Here is a 15,690-nt window from a genome sequence, read left to right as displayed (position 1 = left end):
CATCTTTGGCGTTGCCGAATGACTAATTTCAGCAACGCTGCGCGTTTTAATAGTGGTGAGAGAGAAATTCTATTATTTGGGGTACTCTAGCGGTCAGACAATCGCTCTTCTCTGAGAACATAAATTCACATTGCCCACCATGCAGAGTATCCCGATAGAATCCGCTTCACCTTCTTATCTGCCCCGTAGTCTCAATCCTTTAGAAACTTGGGGACTGGGACTGGCAGGCCCTCCAGGTTGGACAGGTTTAGTTCCGGCAACTAAAGCTGCGATCGGCGTACAATCCATTTTTGTCTGGATTCCAGCAGCACTCATTGGGGTACTCATTAATTATCAAGTCAAAAATTTAGGAATTCATCAGGTAAACATTGCAGGCGGTACTCCTAATTACATCACGCGTCTCTTGCATCGCTATCCCATTATTGCGACCTATGCTGCAATTGGCTATCTGCTGAACTGGGTTTCAGCAATTTCCCTCAATGCGATTATTCTCACCGATCTTGTCGCTGTTAATTTAGAACCCTTCAATATTATAATTCCAACAATTGTAATGCGGGTATTCTTTATGCTGCTTCCTTTCGGAGTAGCCATTACAGGAACTCGTGCATTGAGTATTTTGCTTGTTTGCTTTATTCTTCCATCCATTGGGTTGCTGGTCACATTTAGCTTGCAAGGAATAGGCTGGTTAATTTTTTCTCCCGAGAGTCCTGGGTTTTTCCCTACCGATTGGAACTGGGGCGTAATGAGTTTTACTGATTGGGCAAAGTGGTTCTTTTTTGCAACATTTGTCACTTACAGTAGCGAAACTGCATCATCGTTTGTGGCTGATAGCCGTCGTCCGATCGAGACACTTCGTTTTTTAAATGTGGCAGGGTGGACGGGCGCTCTGATTTTTATTGCAGGCACTTGGGTCGTGTTGCGGCTGGCTCCTCTTGATCAAACGGGTGATGTGTTCTTATATTTATACACTGCTGCAAAGCCCTTTTGGGGGCAATCTGCGGCACTAGTTGTCACATTTGTGCTGGCAGCTTCTTGTCTGTTAACCATGGCAACGGCAGTTTCTAATAGTCCGCGAATTTTGTATCAACTTGCCAAAGACAAGCACCTCGCGCCAGTTTTAAGCGTTGTTTCACCTCGGGGGGTGTTTGGCCCTGCTTTGACTCTGGTCTTTGGGCTGTCAATGGTGTATCTCCTCTGGGGGAATGTTGCTCAAATTGTTGTGGTTGGGAATGTCGGGTGGTTTGTTTCCTTCACGCTGATGCAATTTGCGCTTTGGCTTCAGCGCGGTAGACCTGGCGTACTGGCTCCTCGCTTCGCTTTAGGAATTTTCTTCCTGCAATTGATCGTATTGTTTGTGGGAGGGCTGGCTTGGGGATGGCAGGATTTCTTGATTGGCTTGTTCTCGCCAATTGTTATCATGCTGCTCGATGCATCAATTCGGCGGGTTAAACTTGCTCCCTTCCAGCCCAACTGGTGGATCAAGTTATATCAATCTCATGCCCCTAATATCTTTAAAGATCTGTTGATGTTTCAGGTCGTTACCCTGATCCTATTGCTTTGTGGCGCAGTTTTAGCAGGCTGGGGGTTTCGTTCCTTGCTCGCGCAAAATGCAGTTCGTCAGGGCAATAATCTCATTCTAGTCTTATTGATTATTGTGGCTTTCGTGGGAGTGGCGATCGCTTGTTGGACAACGCTGCCCCAAGTCATTGCGGTTGAAGAGGCTCGTCAACGAGCAGAAACTCTCAATCAGGACTTGGAAATTCGAGTTGAGGCGCGAACTGCCGATCTAAAAAAGGCGATGGAAGCAGCAGATTCGGCAAACCAAGCAAAGAGCGATTTTCTCGCCAACATGAGCCACGAGCTACGGACTCCTCTCAACGGCATTTTAGGCTACGCCCAAATCTTAGAACGCTCACAAACTATCGCTGAACAAGATCAGCGGGGCGTGCAAATCATTCATCAGTGTGGCTCTCATTTATTAACTCTCATCAATGACGTTTTAGATTTGTCTAAAATTGAAGCTCGTAAATTAGAACTGCACCTGAAACCTTGCCATCTCCCGTCCTTGCTTCAAGGTGTTGTAGAGATTTGTTGGATCAAGGCAGAACAAAAAAAAATTGATTTTTTTTACGAACCCCCAACTGACTTGCCCGTGGGTGTTGTAATTGATGAAAAGCGCGTGCGTCAAGTTTTGATTAATTTGTTGGGCAATGCCGTCAAGTTTACAGATGCGGGACATGTCAGAATGCGTGTCACAGCGCTAAACCTACCGGAGAACTGCATCCGTCTACGGTTTCAAATTGAAGATACGGGAGTAGGGATGACTCCTGATCAGTTAGAGAAAATCTTTCTACCATTTGAACAGGTTGGAGATACCAGAAAGCAGGCAGAAGGCACTGGGTTAGGACTCTCTATTAGTCAAAAAATTGTTGAAACGATGGGTAGTTCTCTTCGGGTGCAGAGTGACTGGGGAGTTGGAAGTGTGTTTGAGTTTGAGTTTGATTGCAATCTGGCTGAGGATTGGGTGAAGGCAAAGGCGATCGCCAGCCAGAAAAAAAATCTCGGGTACAAAGGCGATCGTCGCTGCATTTTAGTGGTTGATGACCATGATGAAAACCTTTCCGTTTTGAAAACTCTTTTAGAATCTCTAGGCTTTGATATTTTAGAAGCTAGTAACGGGCAAGAGGGGCTGGAGCAAGCCAAACAACACTACCCTGATCTCATTATTTCTGATTTGACGATGCCCGTAATGAATGGCTGGGAGATGCTGGAGCAACTACGGCAAACAGAACCTCTGAAAGATATCCCTGTGATTATCTCTTCCGCGAGTGTGTACGAGTGCGATCGTCAAAAGAGCATTCTGGCAGGCGGCAATGATTTTTTAGCAAAACCTGTGGAAACGGAAGAACTTTATGGCATGTTAGCCAAGCATTTAGCGCTGAACTGGGTTTACGGCGAAAATACCAAGGTGCAAAGCAGTGAAGTGACAACCGAAATGGTGATTCCCCCCATTTCTGAACTGACAGCACTTATAGAATTCGCCAAAAAGGGACAGATCAAAGGACTCCAAGAGGAACTAGAAAAGCTAGCCCGAAAACATGAAAGTTACCAGCCCTTCGTAAATTATCTCAGTCAACTTGCTAGAGGATTTAATATCCAAAGAATTCGGCAGTTTCTTCAAGATGCCACATAGAGAACGAAACAGTTAGAGAACGAAACAGTTTACCGCAGAGTCAGGTCTTAGTTCGCCATTAAAAAACAGGTGTAAATCATGGTCAGTGGCAATTTAGGTGAAACAATTTTAGTCATAGACGATACTCCTACTAATCTGGAGGTTTTGTATAGCGCATTGAGCAGCGCAGGTTACGATATTTTGGTTGAAATGGACGGGGAGAGTGGCTTAGAACAAGCACAAAATAGTCGCCCTGATCTGATTTTATTAGACGTGATGATGCCTGGAATTGACGGTTTTGAGACATGTCATCGCCTCAAAGCTAATCCTGCAACCTCCAATATTCCCGTCATTTTTATGACAGCTTTGTCCGAGACGGAGAACAAAATTAGAGGTCTAAATGCTGGGGCTGTAGATTACATTACCAAGCCATTTCAGCATGAAGAAGTATTGGCACGAGTCAAGATTCATCTACAAATTCGCAGCATGACGATAACCCTGGAAGAGAAAAATAATTTACTCAAGAATTTTAGTGCTCATTTAGAAGCGAAAATTGCAGAGCGTACTACAGAACTGCAACAGGCACATGCCCAGCTAATTCAGCAGGAAAGGTTATCTTCTTTGGGGCAACTGGTGGCAGGTGTGGCTCATGAAATTAATAATCCTGTTAATTTTATCTACGGCAACTGCACTCCTGCTAATCAATACACCCAAGATTTACTAGAGTTAGTCAAACTTTATCAAGAAGAATATCCTCAATCGAATTCTAGGCTGCAAAAGAAAGTTAATGACATTGATTTAGAGTTTTTGGCTAAGGACTTTCCGAAAGTTATTTCTTCGATGCAAATAGGAGCCGATCGCATTCGTGAAATTGTGGCATCTCTGCGCAACTTTTCTCGGTTGGACGAGGCAGACTTTAAAGAAGTTGATCTGCATGAAGGCATTGATAACACACTCATGATTTTGCACCATCGGCTTAAGGCAAATGTAGAACAGGCAGAAATTCAAATCATTAAGGGTTACGGGCAAATTCCAAAAGTCAGTTGCTTTCCTGGACAGCTTAACCAAGTATTTATGAATATCATTGGTAATGCGATCGATGCATTGCAGGAACAAGACACTACCCGATCGCCTGAAGAACTAAAAGACGATCCTAGCAAGATTTGGATTGAAACCCAATCGATTGATTCTGAACGAGTTGCGATACAAATTTCTGACAATGGGGCAGGCATTCCCGAAGCAGTCAGGCATAAGTTGTTCAACCCTTTCTTCACCACCAAACCTGTTGGCAAAGGAACCGGGTTGGGGCTATCCATCAGCTATCAAATTGTGGTGAAGAAACACAATGGGAAGATTGAGTGCGACTCGACTCCGGGAAAGGGCACTCGGTTTATCATTGAAATTCCAGTTGAGCAAACAGACATGCCTTCCTAAAGACTTCTATGGCAATAAGGTTTATAAGCAGCAGCCATTGAGAGAAAAGCTTCAGGAAATGAATTTTTATACTTTCATTTAGCAACGCCTTTATTTTATCTAGAACCCTTTTTACAGAATTGCAGAAACAAAATTATGACATTAGTTGACTTCAGACCCCGAAAACTTAGAGCAAGTCCGCGATACTTTTCGTAGAAAGTTTCACTTTTTTCCTGATATGGCTTCAAAGTTCTGGTTAAGTGATGCAGACTCATTGACCTAACCTGAATTGGAAGAGAGAGAAATGGCTGCTTTGGATCACGTTGCTTTAACACATCCAGATACAGCAACAGACGCTGCTTTACGAGTGCTGTTTGTTAGCCATACCTACGTGGTTGGCATCAACCAGGGCAAACTCAACGCGATCGCCCCTGCATCCTCCCAGTCTTCGTCCCTCCAATCGATCGCCCCTGCCATCACCGTTGGCTTGCTCGCTCCCTCTAACTGGAAATCCCTAGAGTGGAATCGCACCCTTCCCCTAGAATCTCCCTATCCCCAACTCAAAATTTACGCTGCCCCGGTTGCCCTGACTGGACGTGGCGGTGCCCATTTTTATGCGCCTTGGCGCGTCTGGCAAGTCCTCCGAGATTTTCAGCCCCATCTGATTCAAGTGGAAGAAGAAGTCTTTTCTCTTTGCGCTTTAGAATTCGCCATCTGGTCACGGCTGACTCAAATGCCCCTCGTCTTTTTTGGCTGGGAAAACCAAGCGCGATCGCTTCCCCTTCTTCGCCGCTGGATTCGCCAATTTGTCCTCAGCACTGCCTCCCTGGTTATTGCCGGAAATCATGATGGCGCAGATTTACTTCATCAGTGGGGTTATCGCGGCTTGATTGAAGTCATGCCCCAGATGGGCGTAGACCCAGAATTGTTCCACCCTATCACCGCTCCAGCAGTCGAACCAGACCCCCCAGAATTTCGCATCGGCTACCTGGGTCGTCTAGTGCCTGAAAAAGGCATTGATACTCTCCTCACGGCTCTGCACCAGTTGCGATCGCAGTCCCTCAACTGCCGCCTGATCCTCTGTGGATCTGGCAGCAGCGAAACTGCCCTCAAGAAAATTGCTCAAGATCAACGAATATCTGAATGGGTTACGTGGCAAGGAGCCATCCCTCATCATCAGGCACCCAGCGTCATGAGCCAATTTGATGTCTTAGTACTCCCATCTCGCACCACTCCGACCTGGAAAGAGCAGTTTGGGCATGTTCTCATTGAGGCAATGGCAATGGGCATTCCCGTCATTGGTTCCGATTCCGGCGAAATCCCTAACGTGATTGGACGACCTGACCTGATATTTCCAGAGGACAACGCCCTTGCCCTAACCCGAATTCTTCAAGATCTTATCGAAAACCCTGCTTGGCGAACAAAAATTCAGCAGTACTGTCTCCTCCGCGTCCAGCAGCATTACACCCACGATCGCATCGCCCAAAAGCTAATGACGCTTTGGCGAAAAATCTTGAGGCAAGGAGGAAACCTGTGAAAGTCTTAATTGTCCGCACCATGCCCGAATTTAGCATGGATATCTACGCTAACGGCTTAATTGCTGGACTTGCAATCGTTCGACCTGATTGGCAAATAGAAGCGATCGCTCCTGTTCCTCTCAGTCGTTCTAGCCGTTCCTGGCAAACTAGATTTCATAAGTACTATGAGCGTTTTTGGAAATTTCCACGTACCGTTCATCTATACAAAGCAGACATCGTTCATATTATCGATCATAGTGATGGACATATTGCTTATGCTTTAAAGGATCAGCCTATGGTGATTACTTGTCATGATTTGATTAACTATTTTTATCCTCAAAACCTGCAAGGCTCCGTTCAAACGCCCTGGATTAGTAACGCCCTCTGGCGGCGATCGATCCATGGCATGAAGCATGCTAACCACATCGTTACTGTTTCCCAACAAACTGCCCATGATGTCACCCAGATCTTAGGCATTCCATCGGCTCAAATTACTGTTGTTCCCAACGCCACATCAGGCTTCCATCCCCTTTTTCCTTTAGAGCGCGAAGCCCTACGCCAACATTATCAACTTTCACCGGATACCACCTGCCTTCTTAACGTAGGTTCTAACCATCCCCGCAAAAATATCATCACCATTTTGCAGGTAATTCAATATCTCAAAACTCAGCAAATTCCCATTCAATTTTGGAAAGTTGGCGAAGACTTCACCTCAGAGCAACAAGCCTGGATTCAAGCCCATAACCTGCAATCATTCGTGACCTATTTAGGCAAACCTGACCAATCCACCCTCTTGCAACTCTATAATGCTGCCGATATGCTCCTAGCTCCTTCTACCCACGAAGGCTTTGGCATTACCCTTTTAGAAGCCATGGCGTGCGGTACCCCTGTTATTACCGCTAACACTTCAGCTATGCCCGAAGTTGTCGGTGATGCGGGCGTACTTATTGATCCCCTTAACGTAGAAGCGATCGCCGCCGCCCTCCTTCATCTGAGGCGGGATAGCACCTATCGCCAAGCCCTGATTCAAAAAGGGCTAGAACGAGTCAAAGTATTCACCTGGGAAGCCGTTGCAGAAACGATCGCCCAAATCTACGAATCCCTCCTGCCTCAGTCCCCTACTGTCCGTTCCAAGGTAACTCAGAAGGTGAATCCATGAAAATTCTCATGTCGGCATACTCCTGTGAACCGGGTCGAGGCTCAGAACCTGGAGTGGGATGGAATATGGTACGAGCAGTGGCACAACACCACGAAGTCTGGGTTCTGACCCGCCCCGATGAAAGCGGCGACATTATTCAAGCAGAACTCGATCGCCACCCTGTTCCTAACCTTCATTTCGTTTACTTTACCCTGCCAATTTGGGGCGGCGGCTGGCGCTGGGGCGAATCTGGAGCTATGCAAGTTCACTACTATCTGTGGCAAATTCAAGCCTACTTCGTTGCCCGCCAACTTCACCAAGAAATTGGCTTCGACGCTGTTCACCACGTCACCTTTGTCAAATACTCCAACCCCAGCTTTCTTTCTTTCCTGCCCATTCCCTTTGTCTGGGGCCCAGTTGGCGGTGGCGAATCCGCTCCCTCTAGTTTTTGGCAAGACTTTAGCCTGCGCGCCAAAGCCTATGAGTGGGCAAGAGCTACCGTCCGTAGACTTGGAGAACTCGACCCCTTTGTTCGCCTGACAGGACAACGCAGCGCTGTCATTCGCGCGACGACAGAAGATACCGCTCAGCGCCTCCGTCATCTTGGAGCTAGCTCTATCCAAATTGTCACTGAATCTGGCTTATCCACTGAAGACATTGTCCAACTCGGTCAGTGCCCCATCCCATCTGCCACCCCCATCCGCTTTATTAGCATGGGTCGCCTCCTCCATTGGAAAGGCTTTCACCTGGGCATCCGTGCCTTTGCTCAAGCCAATATCCCCAACGCCGAATACTGGATTTTGGGCGACGGAGCAGAACAGCATCGTCTGCAAGCGTTGGCGATCGAACTAGAGGTCGCTTCACGAGTCAAATTTTTCGGCAGACTTGCTCGCGCCGCCACCCTCGAAAAACTTGCTGATTGTCACATCCTGGTTCACCCTAGTCTCCATGACTCTGGTGGTTGGGTTTGCATGGAAGCTATGGCAGCGGGTCGCCCCGTCCTTTGCCTCGACTTGGGGGGGCCTGCCGTCCAGGTTACAGAGCAAACTGGCATTAAGATTCCTGCCCTCCATCCTCAGCAAGCGGTTCGAGGCTTAGCCTCCGCCATGGTGCGTTTGGCAGTCAACGAGGAACTCCGATCGCAGCTTGGCAGTGCCGGACAAAAGCGAGTGCGTGAACTCTATAGTTGGCAAGCTAAGGGAGCAGAACTCTCGCAGCTTTACCAAACTCTTGTGCAAACTTCCCCTGTGCCCAGCGGAGTTGAACACCTGTGCTAGAAAATACTCCGCTCAACCGCGATTCCTTACCCGGCTCTCAACCCGATCGCCCTTATTCCATTCCTCCTTCCGCCACCAGCCGCCAACTTTTCAAAAGCTCTAGCTTGATCATTCTCACTTTTGTTGTCGCCTTTTACCCACGGGTACTAGCGGCAATGAAAGTCCCTTCTGCGGTCAACTTTCTCCATTTTGCCTGTACTCTCCTTCTACTTATTTTCACGCTGCCTCGCATTCGCTCTCGTCTCCAGGTTCACCTCTCAACTCAAATACTTTATGGCTTGTACGCCGTTCTATTAATTATTAGTGCGAGCGCCTTCTGGAATGACGCAGGCATCATCAACATCCTGTTAGATTTTCTTCTCCTTGGTGAACCCTTCATTTTGCTCCTAGCGATCGTCGGCTTACGAATGAATTACAGCAGCATTCATCGATTTCATTGGGTTCTGATAATCTCCAGCATTATCAACGTGCTGTTTGCTTACGTTCAATACTTTGTTCTAAAACTTGATATTGTTGGTGGTCCTGATGCTATTAAAGGCGTTTTCCTAAATCAAGGTGCAGGGCATCACGTTGGCGGAGCCGTAGCCCTGACCGGTGCTCTCTACATTTTTAATCAGCCTGTGATCCGTTCACTTTGGGTTAAAATTTTCCTCGCAGTTGCATTCATTCCCCAAACATTTCCGATGTCGGATTCAAAACAAGTCATTGTTGTATTCCTCGGCTCAATGATTATTTTAACCCTAACTAAGTTTAAAAAAATCTTTGAGGTCTTAAAGTACGTTGTGCTAACTTTAGGCGCGATCGCCATCGTTTATTGGGTCATTGTCAACCTGTTTCCAGCTTTAGCCTATTGGCTTAACATCACTCTATTAATCGACAGCTTCGCTGCAAAACTTTCAGTTTTTCACATTATCAATAGCTCTTTCACCACTCCCATCAACTGGCTCATTGGCTTAGGCCCTGGGCATACCATCGGACGATTAGGCTGGCTCATCCCCGACTATGGAGAAATCCTCAGCCCCTTAGGAGTTACCACTACTCCCGTTACCGCCGCTATATTTGCTGAAAATGATACCAATCATCTGACCAACGCCGTCACTGGATCTAGCATGTTTTCCCTCACCTTTTCTTGGGCAGGCATTTGGGGCGACCTGGGTATACTGGGTGTCAGCGCTTATTTCTATCTTTGGTTCATCACCTGGCAAAAAATTTGTGTCGATAGTCTTTCTAAGTTTCTAGTGCTGAATATGCTAATTTTTGGCGGCATCTTTTCCTGGTTAGAAGAACCTGGCTACATGTTATTCGTCGTTAGCATTATTGGCTTGCAATGGCAGACTCGCTTAAAACGTGCAGAACAATTGGCAGACAATGCCCTATGAGAATTTTGATTGCCCACAACCACTACCAGGTCAAGGCAGGAGAAGATGTGGTCGTAGAAGCCGAAATGTCTTTGCTCAAATCTCATGACCATGCGATCGCCGTTTTAGAAGCTGACAATCAATCCATTAAAGGGGCGATCGGTAAAGCCAAAGCTGCGGCTTCTGTCGTTTATTCCTTCGAGAGTAAACAGCGTCTCCAAGAAAGAATCCAGCAGTTTCGCCCTGATATTGTTCACGTTCATAACTTCTTTCCGATTTTATCCCCTTCCCTATACGATGCCTGTTCAGAAGCTAAAGTACCTGTCGTTCAGACTCTACACAACTATCGTATTATCTGCCCTAGCGCTAATCTGTTCCGAGACGGCAAAGTTTGTGAAACCTGCATGGGTAAAACCGTTCCTTTAGCCGGAATTGTTCACCGTTGCTACCGCGACTCTCTCCCGGAGAGTCTCGCCATCGCCACCATGATTGCTATCCATAACATTCGTCGTACTTGGCACGAAAAAGTCGATGCCTACATTACCCTTACTTCCTTTCAAAAAGCCAAAATGGAGCAAATTGGCTTACCCTCCCACAAAATCCACGTCAAACCCAATTTTCTCTTCGATCCCGTTATCTTGCCTCCCTCTCAGTCCGATCGCTACGCCCTTTATGTTGGACGCTTGTGGTCAGAGAAAGGCATCACCACCTTAATTGATGCATATATTACTCAAAATATTCAAATCCCTCTTAAAATCGTTGGCGATGGCATCCTTAAAGACAGCCTTCAGCAACAGGTGCAACGGGCAGGCTTAAGCCACCGCATTGAGTTTTTAGGCTGGCAGAAGAAGCCAGAAGTTTTAGCCTTAATGCAAAAAGCTCAATTCCTAATTTTCCCCTCTGTCTGGTACGAAACCTTCGGATTATCGATGATTGAATCTTTTGCTTGCTCAGTTCCTGTCATTGCATCACGACTCGGTGGCATAGCAGAAATTGTTGAAGATAGGCAGACCGGACTGCTGTTTGAAGCAGGAAATCCTCAAGATTTAGCCGAAAAAATTAACTGGGCGATCGCCCACCCTGAACGCATGTTAGCCATGGGACGAAAAGCGCGATCGACCTACGAACAACACTACACACCTGAAACAAACTATCGGCAGCTAATGTCGATTTACGAAAAAGTGATAAGGCGATCGAACAATAAAACGCAGCAGTAAGCAACCTTTAACCTTCCACAGGCGGCTTGAGTCCACTCAATACCGAAGTATTGGGTAGCTAGCGGCAGATCAGTCTAGTTTTCTTCATATCTACTCACTTGCTTGTATGCTCTAAAAACTGCTCAATATCGCTTATCTTTGTAGATATCGTAGGCTACCCAGTTATCTTCAACAAAAACCCATGAGCGTTGTGATTCCTGATGACATCCTCCAAGCAACCCAAATGACTGAGGATGAACTGAAGCTGGAAATTGCCATCATGCTATATCAGCAGGAAAAAATTAGCAGTGGCAAAGTTCTTGCTTGGACTGGGCTGACGGTCATTGAGTTCCAGCACGAATTGGCAAAACGCGGGCTTTATATTAACTATGATGTAGAAGATTTTCAATTGGATGTTAAAACATTGCAAATGCTGGGCTTGCTGTGATTGTTGTCAGTGATACCTCACCTATCACAAACCTCGCAGCAATTAGTCGGTTAGATTTGTTGCAGTAACTTTACGCAACCATTGTTATTCCTCTAGCCGTTTACAACGAAATGGTAGCTGTGGATAAAGTTGTTCCTGGCGCGATCGAAGTCCAGACTCTTGCTTGGATTCAAACTCAAACAGTTGCTAATGCCCAGAGCGTTATAGTCGTTCGAGCTAATCAAGACAGTATTGATTTAGGTGAAGCCGAAGCAATTATTTTGGCGCTAGAACTCAAAGCAGACCTGATCTTGATGGATGAGCGTCGAGGCAGAGAATTGGCAATCAACTATGGACTTAACGTAACTGGTCTGTTAGGCGTTTTGCTACAAGCCAAACGCAGTAATTTGATTTCAACTATTAAACCCCTTGTGGATCAGTTGATTGAGACAGCGGATCTTCGAGTCAGTAGTCAATTGTACGCAGCAGTTTTGCATACTGCGGATGAGTAGCTGATTTTCCATTGACGATCGCCCAGTTATCTCCTAGAGAAGATTGTACCTATAGAATCCTTCCGCCTAGCCTCCATCCACCCCCCAAATTCAGCGATGCTGATAGGATGGAGATAGAATCGTAGACCTTCAGCAACCCCCACTATGTCTTTGGATAACATGCGCGATCTGTATCAACAGGTCATTCTAGAGCGCTACAAAAAACCTCGGAACAAAGGCAAAACCGATCCCGCCGATCGCTACCAAAAAGGGCACAATCCCTCCTGTGGCGACACCATTGAATTGACCCTGAAGATCAATGGCGATCGCATCGAAGATGTCAAATTTGAAGGCGAAGGCTGTGCGATCGCCATCTCCTCCGCCGACCTAATGGCAGAAGCCCTTCGAGGCAGAACCCTCACCGAAGCCGCCGAGATGGTGCAGCGCTTCCAATCCATGATGAAAGGTGAAGCCGAATTTCCCCAAGAATTTCGCAAACTCAACGCCATGCGCGGCGTTGCCCAGTTTCCAGTGCGCATCAAATGTGCTAACCTCTCGTGGCACACCCTGAAGGCGGCGATCGAAACCTCCACTCCCCAGCCTGTCGGCTTCGTCACCAACGAGTAACCATGCCATCCACTTCCGACTTCCTTACCTACACCCAATGGTCAGCGATTTTTGCTGCTGTTTGCGCTGTCGTCACAGGCATCAGCTTTTTGTTTAAATGGGGCTTTCGGTTCCGTCTAGTCGGCGCAACTGGCTTCATGGTTGTCTTTACCGTTGGTTTATTTGCCCTCAGCGTTGTTCCCATTACTCGCACTGTTGTTCCGGGTGCCGCCCGTTTCACCACCGTCTACGATGGTGGCTCCAACATAGCCACTATTGTCGTTGCTCCCACTGTTACCGAATCGCAACTCACCGCAACATTGCAGCAAGCCTCCAGCGACCTATTCTCCCCCGGAAGATTAGGGCGAGGCAGGGAAGAAATGCTGATTCGGGCACGCACGATGATTCATGTTAAAGAAGGACTTTCCCAACCTTTATATTTAGGAGAGTTGCGGCGATCGCTGAGTGACAGCAAAGAAGCTCCCTTAAGAGTGAAGCTCTATCCCGAAAATTTAGCAAAGATCGCCAAAATCAACCAAGCGGCAAAAGAATCTAAGGCGTAGCCCTATCAATTTCCGTTAAAATTCCCAGGACAAGCCCTTGACGGTAGCCTAAAGTACAGAACTGTTAAGCTAAAAAATAGCTCTGTGTAGTAAAGTAATTTCTACCTCAAAATTAAGTTCCTGGGGTTTCACTCAATGACAAATTCATCGCTGAATGACTCATCACTGAATATCAGCACAGTAACTGACTATCCCACCCTAACGATCGCTCCTGCTCAGGTCATGCGCGGCAGCGGCATCTTAAACCAGTGCGGCACTGCGATCGCCCGCTTCGGTCAGCGTCCTCTGGTGATAGGCGGCGATCGTACCCTGGCAATTACCCAGCCCTTTCTCCAGCCTCTCTTTAGAGATCAGTCGCTGCAAACTGCCCAAGCTTCCTACGGCAGCAACTGTAGTGAAACAGGCTTAGCAAGACTGAAAGAGGCGATCGCTAGCCATCAAGCCGACCTCATCATTGGTGTTGGCGGCGGTAAAGCCCTTGATGCCGCAAAATTAGTCGCCTACCAATCTCAACTCCCCATCGTCACCATTCCGACCTCCGCCGCCACCTGCGCGGCATGGACAGCCCTCTCCAACGTCTACTCCGACCAAGGCGCGTTTCAGTATGATGTCAGCTTAATGAGATGTCCTGACCTCCTTATTCTGGACTACGACCTGATTCAAACCGCTCCTCAGCGCACCTTGGTTGCAGGTATTGGTGATGCCCTTGCCAAATGGTACGAAGCCTCTATCAGCAGTGGACACTCCGATCACACTCTCGTCATCGCTGCCGTCCAACAGGCTAGGGTCTTGCGAGATTTGCTTCTTCAAAAATCCGTTGCTGCCTTAGAAGTCCCTGGTAGTCACCTGTGGCGAGAAGTTGTAGATGCCTCAGTGCTGATGGCAGGAATGATTGGTGGACTGGGCGGCGCACAGTGCCGTACCGTCGCAGCCCATGCTGTTCACAATGGGTTAACCCATCTATTGCAAAGCCATGATGCCCTGCATGGTGAAAAAGTCGCTTACGGCATTCTGGTACAGTTGCGTCTTGAAGAAATGCTACAAGGCAACCTACTCGCAGCCACCTCACGCCAACAGTTGCTCAAGTTTTATACCGAAGTTGGTTTACCCCAGACTTTGAGCCACTTAGGACTAGATGGGGTTACCATTGCTGAGTTAAGGCGATCGGCTGAAATAACCTGCCAGGAAGGCTCAGACATTCATCGTCTGCCCTTTGCGGTCGCTCCTGCCCAGCTTATGGCTGCTATGGTTTCCACTACTGCCCCTTGCTCCTTTCCGCGCACCCAGGACTCTGATTTTTCCTCTCTCCCCGCCGTACTATCATGAACCTAGACTGGATCTCCCCTGCCGATCGCCTTAAAGCCCTTCCTCCCTACGTATTTGCCCGTTTGGATGAACTTAAGGCAAACGCCCGCGAACAAGGTCTGGACTTGATCGATCTTGGCATGGGCAATCCAGATGGTCCCACCCCGCAACCCATTGTTGATGCCGCGATCGCCGCCATCCAAAACGCTGCTAACCATGGCTACCCGCCTTTTGAAGGCACCGCTAGCTTCCGCCGCGCCATCACAAATTGGTATAAACGGCGCTATGACGTAGAGCTTGACCCCGATGGCGAAGCGTTGCCCCTCCTCGGTTCCAAAGAAGGCTTGACCCATCTGGCGATCGCCTACATTAACCCGGGCGACCTCGTCCTCGTCCCCAGTCCGGCATACCCCGCCCACTTTCGGGGCCCCTTGATTGCAGGCGGCAAAATTCACCAACTCATTCTTAAACCTGAAAACGACTGGCTAATCGACCTAGCCGCCATCCCTGACAGCGTCGCACAACAAGCCAAAGTCCTGTACTTTAACTATCCGAGCAACCCCACCGCCGCCACCGCTCCCCGCGAATTCTTTGAAGACGTTGTTGCCTTTGCCCGTCGCCACGAAATTCTTTTAGTTCATGACCTGTGTTACGCCGAACTTGCCTTCGACAACTACCAACCTACTAGCCTCCTCGAAATTCCTGGCGCTAAAGACATCAGTGTCGAATTCCATACTCTCTCCAAAACCTATAATATGGCAGGCTGGCGCGTGGGCTTCGTTGTCGGCAATCGTCATATTATTCAAGGGCTGCGCACTCTCAAAACCAACATGGACTACGGCATCTTTTCTGCCATTCAAACCGCAGCAGAAACGGCGTTGCAACTCCCCGACATGTACCTCCACGAAGTGCAAGCCCGCTACCGCACTCGCCGAGACTTCCTCATTGCGGGGTTAGGCGAACTGGGTTGGGATATTCCTAAGACTCGTGCCACTATGTACCTCTGGGTTCCCTGCCCACCCGATACGGGCTCCACAGACTTTGCCCTTTCAGTCTTACAACAGACTGGCGTTGTCGTTACTCCAGGTAATGCCTTTGGGGCAGGCGGTGAAGGCTACGTACGAATTAGCTTAATTGCAGATTGCGATCGCCTTCAACAAGCCCTCGATCGCCTCAAACAATCCGGAATTCGGTATCAGCCGCAGGTAGTGGCGTAGTAGTCAAACT

The 15,690-nt window shown here is 47.9% G+C and carries 12 protein-coding genes and 1 pseudogene; all 13 read left to right on the top strand.

Translation table 11 applies throughout. From position 1 onward, the window contains the following. Window positions 1–139: 139 nt before the first annotated feature. The 13 genes and pseudogenes from KME11_05455 to KME11_05395 all read left to right on the top strand — a co-directional run bounded on the left by KME11_05455 (window position 140) and on the right by KME11_05395 (window position 15,680). Window positions 140–3,193, top strand: a complete 3,054-nt coding sequence (locus KME11_05455; protein ID MBW4514653.1) for an amino acid permease — start codon at window positions 140–142, stop codon at window positions 3,191–3,193. 78 nt (window positions 3,194–3,271) lie between these two features. Further along, window positions 3,272–4,606 (top strand): response regulator, encoded by a 1,335-nt coding sequence (locus KME11_05450; protein ID MBW4514652.1) that lies wholly within the window; start codon window positions 3,272–3,274, stop codon window positions 4,604–4,606. Window positions 4,607–4,889: 283 nt separating this feature from the next. Continuing rightward, complete coding sequence (locus KME11_05445) at window positions 4,890–6,122, top strand: glycosyltransferase family 4 protein (protein MBW4514651.1); 1,233 nt, start codon at window positions 4,890–4,892, stop codon at window positions 6,120–6,122. A gap of 35 nt (window positions 6,123–6,157) precedes the next feature. Further along, the gene (locus KME11_05440) at window positions 6,158–7,261 is read left to right on the top strand and encodes a glycosyltransferase family 4 protein (GenBank protein ID MBW4514650.1); all 1,104 of its coding nucleotides are present in this window, start codon (window positions 6,158–6,160) and stop codon (window positions 7,259–7,261) included. After that, window positions 7,258–8,517: a glycosyltransferase gene (locus KME11_05435; protein ID MBW4514649.1), complete on the top strand. Its 1,260-nt coding sequence runs from the start codon at window positions 7,258–7,260 to the stop codon at window positions 8,515–8,517. The genes KME11_05440 and KME11_05435 overlap by 4 nt, the downstream gene beginning before the upstream one ends. After that, window positions 8,511–9,896 carry a hypothetical protein gene (locus tag KME11_05430; GenBank protein ID MBW4514648.1) on the top strand — a complete coding sequence of 462 codons (1,386 nt, stop codon included), beginning with the start codon at window positions 8,511–8,513 and terminating at the stop codon, window positions 9,894–9,896. Before KME11_05435 ends, KME11_05430 begins: the two co-directional genes overlap by 7 nt. Then, complete coding sequence (locus KME11_05425; protein ID MBW4514647.1) at window positions 9,893–11,092, top strand: glycosyltransferase family 4 protein; 1,200 nt, start codon at window positions 9,893–9,895, stop codon at window positions 11,090–11,092. Before KME11_05430 ends, KME11_05425 begins: the two co-directional genes overlap by 4 nt. 181 nt (window positions 11,093–11,273) lie before the next feature. Then, window positions 11,274–11,519: a UPF0175 family protein gene (locus KME11_05420; protein MBW4514646.1), complete on the top strand. Its 246-nt coding sequence runs from the start codon at window positions 11,274–11,276 to the stop codon at window positions 11,517–11,519. Continuing rightward, a pseudogene (locus KME11_05415) lies at window positions 11,516–12,010 on the top strand (DUF3368 domain-containing protein). Before KME11_05420 ends, KME11_05415 begins: the two are co-directional and overlap by 4 nt. A gap of 144 nt (window positions 12,011–12,154) precedes the next feature. Next, complete coding sequence (locus KME11_05410; GenBank protein ID MBW4514645.1) at window positions 12,155–12,616, top strand: SUF system NifU family Fe-S cluster assembly protein; 462 nt, start codon at window positions 12,155–12,157, stop codon at window positions 12,614–12,616. Window positions 12,617–12,618: 2 nt separating this feature from the next. Then, on the top strand, window positions 12,619–13,158 hold the full coding sequence (locus KME11_05405; GenBank protein MBW4514644.1) for a Ycf51 family protein: 540 nt from the start codon (window positions 12,619–12,621) through the stop codon (window positions 13,156–13,158). Window positions 13,159–13,293: 135 nt separating this feature from the next. Then, the gene (locus KME11_05400; GenBank protein MBW4514643.1) at window positions 13,294–14,484 is read left to right on the top strand and encodes an iron-containing alcohol dehydrogenase family protein; all 1,191 of its coding nucleotides are present in this window, start codon (window positions 13,294–13,296) and stop codon (window positions 14,482–14,484) included. After that, window positions 14,481–15,680 carry an aspartate aminotransferase gene (locus KME11_05395; GenBank protein MBW4514642.1) on the top strand — a complete coding sequence of 400 codons (1,200 nt, stop codon included), beginning with the start codon at window positions 14,481–14,483 and terminating at the stop codon, window positions 15,678–15,680. The genes KME11_05400 and KME11_05395 overlap by 4 nt, the downstream gene beginning before the upstream one ends. Window positions 15,681–15,690: the final 10 nt, after the last annotated feature.

The organism is Timaviella obliquedivisa GSE-PSE-MK23-08B, from assembly GCA_019358855.1.
Lineage (GTDB): Bacteria > Cyanobacteriota > Cyanobacteriia > Elainellales > Elainellaceae > Timaviella > Timaviella obliquedivisa.
Note: the sequence above shows the minus strand (reverse complement) of the source record. Positions and strands in the feature narration are given on the sequence as shown.

Excerpts from the sequence above, each read along its gene's own strand:
- KME11_05455 (MBW4514653.1), top strand. The coding sequence starts at position 140 with ATGCAGAGTATCCCGATAGAATCCGCTTCACCTTCTTATCTGCCCCGT.
- KME11_05450 (MBW4514652.1), top strand. The coding sequence starts at position 3,272 with ATGGTCAGTGGCAATTTAGGTGAAACAATTTTAGTCATAGACGATACT.
- KME11_05445 (MBW4514651.1), top strand. The coding sequence starts at position 4,890 with ATGGCTGCTTTGGATCACGTTGCTTTAACACATCCAGATACAGCAACA.
- KME11_05440 (MBW4514650.1), top strand. The coding sequence starts at position 6,158 with ATGGATATCTACGCTAACGGCTTAATTGCTGGACTTGCAATCGTTCGA.
- KME11_05435 (MBW4514649.1), top strand. The coding sequence starts at position 7,258 with ATGAAAATTCTCATGTCGGCATACTCCTGTGAACCGGGTCGAGGCTCA.
- KME11_05425 (MBW4514647.1), top strand. The coding sequence starts at position 9,893 with ATGAGAATTTTGATTGCCCACAACCACTACCAGGTCAAGGCAGGAGAA.
- KME11_05420 (MBW4514646.1), top strand. The coding sequence starts at position 11,274 with ATGAGCGTTGTGATTCCTGATGACATCCTCCAAGCAACCCAAATGACT.
- KME11_05410 (MBW4514645.1), top strand. The coding sequence starts at position 12,155 with ATGTCTTTGGATAACATGCGCGATCTGTATCAACAGGTCATTCTAGAG.
- KME11_05405 (MBW4514644.1), top strand. The coding sequence starts at position 12,619 with ATGCCATCCACTTCCGACTTCCTTACCTACACCCAATGGTCAGCGATT.
- KME11_05400 (MBW4514643.1), top strand. The coding sequence starts at position 13,294 with ATGACAAATTCATCGCTGAATGACTCATCACTGAATATCAGCACAGTA.
- KME11_05395 (MBW4514642.1), top strand. The coding sequence starts at position 14,481 with ATGAACCTAGACTGGATCTCCCCTGCCGATCGCCTTAAAGCCCTTCCT.